Origin of the sequence: Microcoleus sp., from assembly GCF_049646505.1 — a bacterium.
Lineage (GTDB): Bacteria > Cyanobacteriota > Cyanobacteriia > Cyanobacteriales > Microcoleaceae > Microcoleus.
The window spans coordinates 1-11,117 of record NZ_JBARVX010000343.1; the positions used below are offsets into that span (position 1 = coordinate 1).

Sequence of the window (11,117 nt, forward strand, 5' to 3'; positions counted from 1 at the left end):
AACGATTGGTGGTCGGACAAAGCAATTACTAACACCTGGGACGAATACATCGAAACCCTTTTACCAGTCGGAATATCCAATTTATTTTTGTTTGACGGCGAACAAGTAAAAGAACTCGCAGAACTCGAAACACCGCCGGAGTTTGTGATCGGGGCGATTAAATCTTTGTTGGGTTTAGAATTAGCAGAACGCCTCGCCGTCGATTTAGAAATATTAGCCGGCCGCAAGCGCAAAGAAATTGCCGGTAAAAAAGACTTGGCAGCTTTAGAAAAAATTGAACAAACTTTTCAAAACATTACTGCTGAAACAGATTTAGCTAACGAAAAATTAGCCAGCTTAAAAAATGAATTAGAAAAAGCTGAAAAACACCAGCAACAAGCATCAGAAAAATTCATTTATCAAGGCGGGAAAATTGCGGCCGATCGCAGTCAACTAGAAAGACAGCTAAACGACTACACAACTCAGGCAGAAAAAAACCGCCAATCCATGATAGAATTGGCATCCAACACCCTACCGCTAGCCCTAATTTCGCCCTTGCTAACCGCAGCAAAAGTTCAAGCAGAAACCGAAGCCGTCCAGCAGCAAGCAAAGATTGCCCAAAATGTTATCAAACAAAGAAGCGATCGCCTCCTCAAATACATCGCCGAAATTTCATTAAATCCCCAACAGCTAGACAAAATACAAGATTTCATCCGCCAAGAAAACCAAGAACTCGAACAGCAAGCAGCCACAGACACCGCGCCCTGGATGAACGCCGACAACAACAGCATCCAGCAACTAGAAAACCTGCTGGGCTACCAAATCCAAAGCCAGCAAAATCTAGCCGTCCAACAAATAGAAGAAATCAAAAACATCGAAACAGAAATCGACTTCACAGACAGACAACTCGCCGCCGCTGCTTCCCCCGAAGCCTACGAAAAACTAGAATCTGAGGTCAGGAAAACCCAAAAAGCAGTCGCAATCGCAGCCGCAGCCTGCGAGTCAGCCAACAGCCGCATCGCGGAATTAAAAAAAGAATCAGAGAAAACCCAGAAAGAATTAGAAAGCTACAGCAGCGAATATCTCACAGTTAGAAACAGCCAACACGTCATCAATTCGATCGCCAAAGCCCAAAACACTCTCAAACTTTTTAAAGAAAAACTCACCCTCAAAAAACTCAACAAACTCGAAGTAGAAATCACCGACTGTTTCCGCTACCTGCTGCACAAAACCGACCTGGTGCACAGAGTGGCAATAGATACCGAAACTTTCAGCCTTTCTATTTACGATCCAGAAGGCAAACCGGTACCCAAACACCGACTTTCTGCGGGTGAAAAACAATTGCTGGCGATCGCCTTTTTGTGGGGATTGGCCAGAGTATCCGGGAGACAGTTACCAGTTGCGATCGACACTCCCCTCGGCCGCCTCGACTCCTCCCACAGAAACAACCTAGTCGAACGATATTTTCCCTCAGCCAGCCACCAAGTCATCCTGCTTTCCACCGACACCGAAATTAGAAAAACAGAATACGATAAACTGCGAGAATTAGGGGCGATCGCCCACAGCTACCTTCTGAAATATGACCCCGCCAAACACCAAACCACAGTCGAACCGGGCTATTTCTGGGAATAAAAATTCGCCCTAAAAAAATTGCCGCAACCCCTTGACTTTGCCCTGGGGTTGCGGTACTATTCTTAGTATAATGGGATGGTTGCGAAAATTTTATTTTTGCCAACATCCGATTATTAAGGATAAATCCTACTACAATCATAATACCAAAAAAAAACCTTTTTATCAAGTCGCGGCGTGTAAAAAAATGTTAATTATTTCGGGTTATCTAGAGGCTTTGCTTCCCCAACATTAACACTTTTTACAATATACCAAACAATCTCAAACTCATGGAACCACCAGTCGATCGCATCTGCTTGTCTCAAACAGCCAAAGACCAACTGTCAAAACTGAAACGATCGACTAAAATCGATCGGTGGAATATCCTCTGCCGCTGGGGATTTTGCAGGTCTCTCGCTGAATCCAGCATCCCGTCGCCAGTACCGATTCCCAGCGACAGCAATGTCGAACTAAGCTGGGATGTTTTCGGCGGCGATGTGGCTGACATCTTAATTATTGCCCTCAAGCAGCGCTGTTACAACGACAATTTAGGGACAGAAAAAGAAACTTTAGCTAAACAATTTCGCCTGCACTTGCACCGAGGGATTGGCTATTTAGCGGGCGATCCTAATATTAAGAAAATTGAAGATTTAATGGCGATCGCTTTATCGCCTGAGAAATTAAGAAGTTAACTCGTTGTTGATTGTTGACTGTTGACTGTTGACTGTTGATTGTTGACTGTTGACTGTTGACTGTTGACTGTTGACTGTTGACTGTTGACTGTTGACTGTTGATTGTTGATTGTTGATTGTTGACTGTTAAGCAGCCCCAAACAAGTAACAAATAACAAATAACAAATAACCAATAACCAATAACCAATAACCAGTAACAAATAATTTCTTACTTCGGTAAAAGCGGGAAAAAATGCCCTACTGGCCCTTGACCTTCCCCAATATCTAAAGCATATTTCAGAGCATTGGTAACATAATTTTTAGCCAATGTTACCGAGGTAAATAAATCTTTACCTAATGCTAAATTAGCGCAGATCGCAGCACTTAAAGTACACCCAGTGCCGTGAGTGTTTCTAGTATCGACAGTCTCGACTTTCAAAGTCTCCAACCGCGTACCGTCAAACCACACATCAATCCCTCGCAAGTCTCCCGGCATCCCGCCGCCTTTGACTAAAACGGCTTTCGCGCCTTTGCGATAAATCTCTTGCGCCGCCGCCCGCATATCCTCTAGAGACAAAATCTCTAAACCGCTCAAAATCTGGGCCTCAAAACGATTGGGAGTCACCGCAGCAGCTAGCGGAATCAAAACATCTCGCAAAAAGGCGATCGCCCCATCATCAATCAGTCGATCGCCCCCGCGCGAAACCATAACCGGATCGACAACCAAATTCCCCAAATTCAAAATTTCTACCTGCCTCGCCACCGCCCCCATAATTTCCCGACTCAGCAGCATCCCAGTCTTCACCGCATCCACTCCAATATCCCCAACCACCGCATCGATTTGAGCCGCCACAGCCTCCGCAGGCAAAGCATCAACCCGCATCACCCCCAAGGTATTTTGAGCCGTTACGCAAGTCAAAGCACTCGTACCGTGGACGCAGTGAAACGCAAAAGTCCGCAAATCCGCCTGAATCCCCGCGCCGCCACCGCTATCAGATCCAGCCACAGTCAAAGCCACAGGAATCCTCGATTTCACCATCTTTTTTCCACCGCCAATAAATCCCCATTTTCCCAGACACATCCCATTTCATCCGCGTTCCTCAGCGCCGATCCGCCTCCATCTGCGGTTCCAAATTCCCACACAAAATTAGCTATGATATCTTTTCCGCCTGCATCGGAATCATAAAATCGAGTCAACAGTTAACACTCAACCATTCAGTTTTTCGACCGCGAGTAAACAGTCAGTAGGGGCGGTGATGGTGCGGGCCCGCCCTCTTAACAGTCAACAGTCAACAGTCAACAGTCAACAGTCAACAGTCAACAATCTGACGGTGCAACCGGAATTGATATGATTAAACCAATTGTAAAGAATTATTGCCAAAAACAGTGAAACTCACCCGCATTGACCTCAACTCCTGGATTTTCCACATCGCCGGCCAAACCATCCTCGTCGATCCCTGGCTAATCGATCCCCTGGTATTTTACGGTCAACCCTGGCTGTTCACCGCCTACCACAACACGCCCGTCGCCTTTGGGCCACAAACATTACCGCCGATCGACCTCCTCCTCATTTCCCAAGGCTTAGACGACCACTGCCACAAACCTACTCTCCAACAGCTCGATCGGGCAACTCCCGCCATCGCCTCACCCACCGCCGCCAAAGTCCTCAGCAGTTTGGGCTACACCAATATCACATCTTTGGCAAATTGGCAAGAATTTAATTTTCAAGAAAAGTTACAAATTACCGCCGTACCCGGAGCCGAAATCGGGCCCGGACAGGAAGAAAACGGCTACTTGTTAAAAGATTTAAGCAGCGGCGAAACACTTTATTACGAACCGCACTTACCGCCATTAGAAAAAGTTAAACAGAAAATCGACACCGTAGACGTGGCCATCGCCCCAGTCGTCGGTCAAATTTTCCCCTTGCTCGGACAAATCATCATCGGCCCAAAAGAAGCCCTCAACCTCGCCCAAACCTTGAAACCCAAGTATTTCTTGCCTACAGCGATGGGAGATATTAAAGCTACAGGTATTTTACCGATGTTCGTGCGGTCGATCGGCAGCCTCCCCGAATTTCGCGATTTGCTCGCAAAATCCGGACTTGCTACCCAACTCCTCGAACCCGAACCCGGACAAACCCTAGAGATTTGAGATTTTTCAGATTGGAGATTTTAGATTCAATCCCAAATCATTTCGGCGGGCGGCGGTTACGCAAAAACTCAGGAATATCCAATCCCAAATCCTGCGGCGGTTTCGTTTTCGGATCTTGCGTCTGTTGAGCAGGAGTCACAGGCACTGTTGCAGCCCGCCAAGGAGCATTAACATTTTGAGTCCGCCCCGGAGCCGGAGGAGGCGGAACTTCTCCCGAAAAACCCGTAGCGATCACAGTAATTTTAATTTCTCCCTGAAGCCGCTCGTCAATCACCGCTCCAAAAATAATATTCGCATTCGGATCGACAACTTCGTAAATCGTCTCAGCCGCCGCATTCACCTCGTGCAGCGTCATGTCAGTACCGCCAGTAATGTTGAACACCACACCTCTAGCGCCCTCAATAGACGAAGCCTCCAGCAGCGGCGAAGAAATAGCCTGCATCGCAGCCTCCCTAGCCCGCGACTTGCCCGATCCCACGCCGATGCCCATCAGCGCCGAACCCGCATCCGCCATGACAGCCCGCACGTCGGCAAAGTCAACGTTCACCAAACCCGGAATCGTAATAATGTCAGAAATACCCTGAACCCCTTGGCGCAGGATATCGTCAGCAACTCGAAAAGCTTCTTGCACCGGCATTTGTTCCGAAATCACCGACAGCAGCTTGTCGTTAGGAATCACGATCAATGTATCCACCCTGGTTTGCAAAGCCGCAATCCCTTCCTCAGCTTGGCTGGTGCGCCGCCGTCCCTCAAACGTAAAAGGCCGCGTGACTATGCCCACAGTCAACGCGCCCATTTCCTTAGCTACTTCCGCGACAATCGGAGCCGCGCCCGTGCCCGTACCGCCGCCCATGCCGGCCGTGATAAACACCAAATCCGCGTGATTCAAAGCATTAGCAACTTCGTCGCGAGATTCTTCTGCTGCTTTTTGTCCGATCGCCGGATTGCCTCCAGCACCCAAGCCGCGCGTCAGCTTCTGTCCGACTTGCAAGCGTTTCGGAGCATTTGACAGCACCAGAGCTTGGGAATCGGTATTCACGCACCAAAACTCGACCCCAGAAATCTCGCTCGCAATCATCCGGTTAACGGCGTTGCCGCCACCCCCGCCGACACCAATTACTTTGATTCTCGCGGCACTGCTGGGCATTATGTCTTTGGGATTCACCATAGGATCGATATCAATACTATCTACATTTACATAACCAGACTTGCGTCTAAACGGATTGGCGGAATCGAGAGCCACCGGAAAATTTTTCACTTCTTCCGAAGGGGGACTGTCTTGGTCAGACCCCTGTCTATTATTAAGCTTCATTAGAGTCGGGGATAGTAGATTACAGCTTTTTAACTTAACTAAACGCCAATTCACATCAACTATAGGCTAAAGTTGCCGAAAAACTAACACAGTTCGATGCTCAATGTTAGCAATCTCGGATTTTGCCAGTGTCGATCGCCCACACATCGCCTCTACCCCGTTCGGGCACTCGTGCCTTCGGCATTTGTACGGCGAAGCAGAATGAGAAAAAATCGATAATAGCCCGAGACGGCACTGTAGGGAAAAAAAATTCAGAATTTTTTTTCCCTACAGTGGCAATATCAAACAAGTGTCCCTATGTCAAGCCCTGCGGCTCGACCGCCAGCAGTAAAAATTCTGCCGGCTGACAGATACCTTCTACTTTCTGTTGGCAGAGAATCAATTCTGGCCGCGAGTTGGTTCGGGACTCTTGCTCTCCAAACTAGGGGGAAGTTCTGGCAACTGGACGATCGGCGATGCAGGATTTTTTAAGTCAATGTAGGCTATTTTGCTTGAATCTAGCTGTTTTGGCAATTGCCGCATTCGGTCTAAAACCTGAAGTTGCCAAGCAGTCTTGGAACTGTACGGCCCTAAATGTACCGTACCGATCTCGGTTTTCAAGATCAAGTTGCTGGGGTCTCGCCAATCTATCTCAAACACTTTCACCGTCAAACCGCTCAGTCCTTGGTAAAACTTCGGCCAAGAGGCGCGGTACTGTTCCAAAGGCCCGATCACTTTTAAAGTTGGCAAAGAATGCTGGGCCCCCCGCCCCCTATCGCTGCCCGGTTCGATCGAACTATTGTACGGTCGCGCAGCAGCAGTATAGCTCTCCGACGGCATCCAACCTCCGCGAGCGTCCAGCCATCCCACTTTTTCCTTGTCGCTGTTGGATCTCAACACCGCCGCCGGCTGCGCCACCGCCACCGGCAGCCGTTCTGCCACCTCTACAGTCAAAGAAGGCGGAAACAAGTTGCGAGTCACCTTTGCTTTGGCTATAGGGCCTGTCAACTCCATCTTTTCGGCCAGCGCCTGCGGTTGAATCCCCCACAGCGACTGCGGGTAAGAAAGCGGCATCAAAGAGCGCACCGCCTTGTCAGAGAGCCACTGATTGCCCTCCACCTTCACTTGTTCCGATCGGACAATTAACCAAGCCGGCTGCGCCATCCACCACAACAAACCCCCGGCCATTGCGCTCGCTGCCAGCATTTGCCACACCACAGCCGCCGATCGAACCCGGCGGAGCCGCCGCAGCTCTTGGCGCCTGCGCCCTAACTCTGTTTGAGAAACCGCTCCAAAACTAGCCATCTAACTCTTGACAATTTAGTAACTAAGGATTAGCACAAATTCAAAACTGTTTAATCTCGCCCACAGCAGACCCTCTCTCCCCTACCATTTAATCAGATCCCCGCAAAATTACCCATAAGCGATGCCAATATCAGTAAAATCACCGATCCAGCTAGGTAATTAAAATTTCTTAATTAAAAATTTCAAATTCCCGCACTGCCCGGTTGATTGGCCGATAGAGGTTGCTTGGGTATTTAGGGCATTACCCCACAGGGCAAAAGGTGACAAATCAAACTAAACTCAACAAAAGAAAGTTTAGACTTTCAATTAACTTTTATAACTTTTAGTCGGCTTCAATTGTGATCCCACTCGAATTAGACAGATTCTATAAAGCCTGCAACCCGAGCAAAACCCTTGTCGCCGGAGACCCAGGAGATTATCAATACTACATTGATTTTGGTTCCGTCCGCGGCGGCAAAATCATTGAATCTTTACAGCGAACCATTACCCGGATTTCCCCCGACGAGCCAACCTGTCAGCTATTTACAGGACATATCGGGTGCGGCAAATCTACCGAATTGTTTCGACTCAAAGCTGAGCTAGAGCAAGAGGGTTTTTGCGTCGTCTACTTCGAGTCTTCCCAAGACTTAGACATGGGAGATGTGGATGTCAGCGATATTTTGCTGAGCATTGCCCGCCAAGTCAGCGAAACAATGGAAGCGGCAAAAATCAAACTCAGACCGAGCTATTTTACAAATCTGTTTGCAGAAGTTGCAGAATTTTTGCAGACTCCGATCGACTTATCAGCAGAAGCCGAGTTATCTGTAGGCATTGCTAGAGTTACTGCTAAAACTAAAGACTCTCCCAAACTGCGATCGCAACTCCGGCAATATCTCGAACCCCGCACCAACAGCATTTTGCAGTCGATCAACGAAGAACTCCTCAACAGAGCAAATACCGAACTCAAGCACAAAGGCAAAAAAGGGCTTGCAGTCATCGTTGACAACCTCGATCGCCTCGACGCATCCCTCAAACCCAGCGGACGCACTCAACCAGAATACCTGTTTTTAGACCGCGGCGAACAGTTGAAAAAACTCAATTGCCACGTCGTCTACACGATTCCCCTGACTTTGATTTTTTCCAACGATTTCGGCCGTCTCGCCAGTCGATTTGGAGTTAAACCCAAGGTAATGCCGATGGTGCCGGTGCAAACGCGATCGGGCGACAACCACTCTGAAGGAATGGCACTGCTGCGACAGTTAGTATTAGCTAGAGCTTTCCCCGCAGTTGCTCCTTCTCAACGCATCGATTTAATTTCCAAAGTTTTTGACTCTCCCGAAACTTTAGACAGGCTCTGCCTGATTAGCGGCGGTCACGTTCGCAATCTACTGATGCTGTTGTATAGCTGTTTGCAGCACGAAGACCCCCCCTTCTCTCGCGAATGTCTCGAAAGCGTCATTCAAGAATACCGCGACGATCTTCTCGGAGCTATTAATGACACGGAATGGGAACTGCTGTTTCAAGTTGTCAACCGACAAAGTGTAACCGGCGAAGAAGAGTCTCAAATCTTGTTGCGAAGTATGTTTGTCTTTGAATACCGCGATCTAGAAGGTCGGTGGTTTGGCATCAATCCAGCCCTAGCAGAAACCAGAAAATATCAAGAATGGCACCAGAGCACTCACAAAACATAGTTGGGATTTTTGAGATTGTTTCGCACATCTCCAATCCCTAAAGCCGCCAGTGAATAGGGTGTGGGGTGTGGGGTGTGGGGTGCAGGGAACCCGATAATTAAAATCAGGGGTTTCAAGTAAGGAAACGCTCATTTGTGGGCGCTACGTGCCGAGAAACACATCTTTTTTGTATTCCATATTTTAAAACAAGGGATTTTACCTGTAGCGTGCGGGGATATAATATCTTCCCCTACCGCCCACACCCCGTTCTCGGTGACTCAAGAAACTCTTTAATTTCAGATTCACCGCTCACAACTCCCAACTTTTGCAATCGAATAGAACACGCAGCCAGCGGCAAAAACCGCTGGCTAATTCTTGTTTGCTGCTGGGGAAAGTCGCGAACTTTATGGCCCCGGAAAAATTTGCCACCACCAAGGACTTTCTCCAATCTCTACTCTCATATCTGCAATGCCAGACCCCCTATATCTTTTTTTACCTGTTGCTCTTAACTTCAACTAATCTCATCCCGGACGATAATTTTTATAGATTGTTTTCGGAATGCCTGCTACAGATATACCTGAGTTGTTTGCTAATAGCTAGTGGCGGGAATTATTCATAAAATTAACTGGGGCTATTTACAATCTGTAGCATTTTATCTGTAACTCATAAAAAATAAAATCAAGCTAACTTTAATTTTTACTGTCAAGTTTCGCATTCTCTGAGATTGAGATGTATGATGTGTTTAGCTCGAACATAATGAATGTGTAAGTTTTCATAGGAGAAGTACGAAAAACTACGTATTCCTACAGATATAAAGCGCTGGACGGGAACGAGCATCTCTAAGTAGATACCGTTTCAGTCACGATCGGCGATCGTTAGGTAATTGATTTCTGCAAAAGGGGTGCACGCATGACCGATCTACTTAAACAACAACAAACCGCCAGCTACAACGAGCGATCGCTCAAAACTCTGGTAAGATCCATCGCAATGTCTCAAAAGCAATTCTCGCTAATTTTGGTGCGCTGCAACTACGAGGAGTTGCGGCAGCGCTGGGCGCAGCGGCTGCGAGAAATGTCCCCAGTTCCAATTCAAGATATCGTCCTGCCGCCATCGGTCAAAACCCTCTACACTAACCTGGTGGCAAACACGCTCCAGAACGAGTCTTCACCGGTCGGTTCCGCCTCGGCTTTGATGGTATTCGGTTTAGAAACAGTCGCGGCGATCGACGAACTGATGGCTTCTACCAATCAAGTGCGAGACGAATTTCGCAAAAATTTTTCCTGTCCAGTGATCCTGTGGGTAACAGATGACATTGTGACTAAAATGATTCGTCTCGCCCCGGATTTCAAAAGTTGGGCTGCAGCCACAATTAAATTTGAAATGGCCGTTGATGAATTAATTACTTTCCTGAGCGGGCGAGCCGATAGTATATTTAAAATAGGAGAATTCGATCGAGAACTCGGCAGCAGCACTGCCAGCACCCTCGCTAATTTTTCAACCAACGAAATCGACTGGAAACAAGGCGCATTGGTGGAGCGCTCCATCAGCCCCGGAGAACGCTTTGTTACCTCAACCTCTCAACCTCAAAACAAACGACAGTCGGACGTACACTCCTATTCGCCTTTGAGTCCCGGCAATACTCTAGATTTGGCGATCGGCTCTTTGTCGCGCCGAGAACTAGAATTAGCTTTAAAAGATTTACAAAATCGCGGTCAAGAATTAGAACCCGCCCTCAAAGCCAGCCTGCAATTTGTTCTCGGTCGAGATTACTATGTCAGCGACCAAACCGAAACTGCTTTAATTCACTACCAAGAAAGCTTAGTATTTTGGCAGCAGCAAACCGGCAACTGGGAACTGGCCAACTGGGAACATTCCGAAGACCGACAAACCTTCTCCTCATGCTTGTTAAATCCTGTACCCAACATCTTATTTTTAGAGAGAGAAGGCATAGTGCTGTTTCACATAGCATTGTGTCACCGCCTGCAGGCAGCGAGAAATCCGGTAGCCAACCGCCACCACTGGGAACAAGCTTGGATCGCCCTGGAACAATCTAGAAACGCCTTCTCTCTTGCGTCGCGCCCGGAATTAGTAGCTGAGGTGACGGCACATCTGGGACAAGTGTTGCAGCGCTTGAAAGCTTGGGGAGAGTTGCAAGCACTAGCTGAAAATTCCTTGCAGTTGCACTTCACTTACGGTACTCCCAGCCAATTGGCTCAAGATTACGGCTTTTTGGCTGAAGTTGCGCTGGAACAGTCGAGGTGGAGTCAAGCCCGCCAGCTAGCCGAATTGGCTTTGGCGATTTTGGATCAAACGCCTAACGATTTGAGATTGTTGATAGAAGATTTGAGATTGGGATTTGAGGGAAATTATCCAGAATTTGTAGCTACTAACGAGTCTACCAGCGAATCCAAATCTAAAATCCAACATCCCAAATCCGATCGCAGTTCGTATCTTTTACTGTTG

10 protein-coding genes are annotated in these 11,117 nt (G+C 47.8%); 5 read left to right on the plus strand and 5 right to left on the minus strand.

Annotation, left to right across the window (positions count from 1 at the left end):
* A partial coding sequence (gene dndD / locus WBA89_RS17655; RefSeq protein WP_424408497.1) for a DNA sulfur modification protein DndD occupies positions 1–1,611 on the plus strand: 1,611 nt, incomplete at its 5' end.
* Positions 1,612–1,877: 266 nt separating this feature from the next.
* On the plus strand, positions 1,878–2,279 hold the full coding sequence (gene dndE / locus WBA89_RS17660) for a DNA sulfur modification protein DndE (protein WP_424408499.1): 402 nt from the start codon (positions 1,878–1,880) through the stop codon (positions 2,277–2,279).
* Here the strand turns inward: dndE and WBA89_RS17665 are convergent.
* The 3 genes from WBA89_RS17665 to WBA89_RS17675 are packed head-to-tail and all read right to left on the minus strand — an operon-like array spanning position 2,276 to position 3,455.
* Positions 2,276–2,437 carry a hypothetical protein gene (locus WBA89_RS17665; RefSeq protein WP_424408501.1) on the minus strand — a complete coding sequence of 54 codons (162 nt, stop codon included), beginning with the start codon at positions 2,435–2,437 and terminating at the stop codon, positions 2,276–2,278. The genes dndE and WBA89_RS17665 overlap by 4 nt on opposite strands.
* A gap of 50 nt (positions 2,438–2,487) precedes the next feature.
* The gene (gene thiD / locus WBA89_RS17670; RefSeq protein WP_424408503.1) at positions 2,488–3,297 is read right to left on the minus strand and encodes a bifunctional hydroxymethylpyrimidine kinase/phosphomethylpyrimidine kinase; all 810 of its coding nucleotides are present in this window, start codon (positions 3,295–3,297) and stop codon (positions 2,488–2,490) included.
* On the minus strand, positions 3,291–3,455 hold the full coding sequence (locus WBA89_RS17675; RefSeq protein WP_424408505.1) for a hypothetical protein: 165 nt from the start codon (positions 3,453–3,455) through the stop codon (positions 3,291–3,293). The genes thiD and WBA89_RS17675 overlap by 7 nt, the downstream gene beginning before the upstream one ends.
* Positions 3,456–3,644: 189 nt before the next feature.
* Here WBA89_RS17675 and WBA89_RS17680 point away from each other — a divergent pair, with 189 nt between their 5' ends.
* Positions 3,645–4,409 carry an MBL fold metallo-hydrolase gene (locus WBA89_RS17680; protein WP_424408507.1) on the plus strand — a complete coding sequence of 255 codons (765 nt, stop codon included), beginning with the start codon at positions 3,645–3,647 and terminating at the stop codon, positions 4,407–4,409.
* 37 nt (positions 4,410–4,446) lie between these two features.
* On the opposite strand, the gene ftsZ is transcribed toward WBA89_RS17680, so the two are convergent.
* A complete protein-coding gene (ftsZ, locus tag WBA89_RS17685) occupies positions 4,447–5,721 on the minus strand; it encodes a cell division protein FtsZ (RefSeq protein WP_424408509.1) in 1,275 nt (424 codons plus the stop codon).
* A gap of 378 nt (positions 5,722–6,099) precedes the next feature.
* Positions 6,100–7,005 (minus strand): cell division protein FtsQ/DivIB, encoded by a 906-nt coding sequence (locus tag WBA89_RS17690; protein WP_424408511.1) that lies wholly within the window; start codon positions 7,003–7,005, stop codon positions 6,100–6,102.
* 338 nt (positions 7,006–7,343) lie between these two features.
* On the opposite strand from WBA89_RS17690, the gene WBA89_RS17695 reads away from it, so the two are divergent.
* Both WBA89_RS17695 and WBA89_RS17700 read left to right on the plus strand, forming a co-directional pair.
* Entirely contained in the window at positions 7,344–8,675 is a 1,332-nt protein-coding gene (locus WBA89_RS17695) for a P-loop NTPase fold protein (protein WP_424408513.1), read from the plus strand.
* Between the two features lie 888 nt (positions 8,676–9,563).
* Positions 9,564–11,117 (plus strand): tetratricopeptide repeat protein (locus tag WBA89_RS17700; RefSeq protein WP_424408515.1); only part of this gene is annotated, 1,554 nt, incomplete at its 3' end.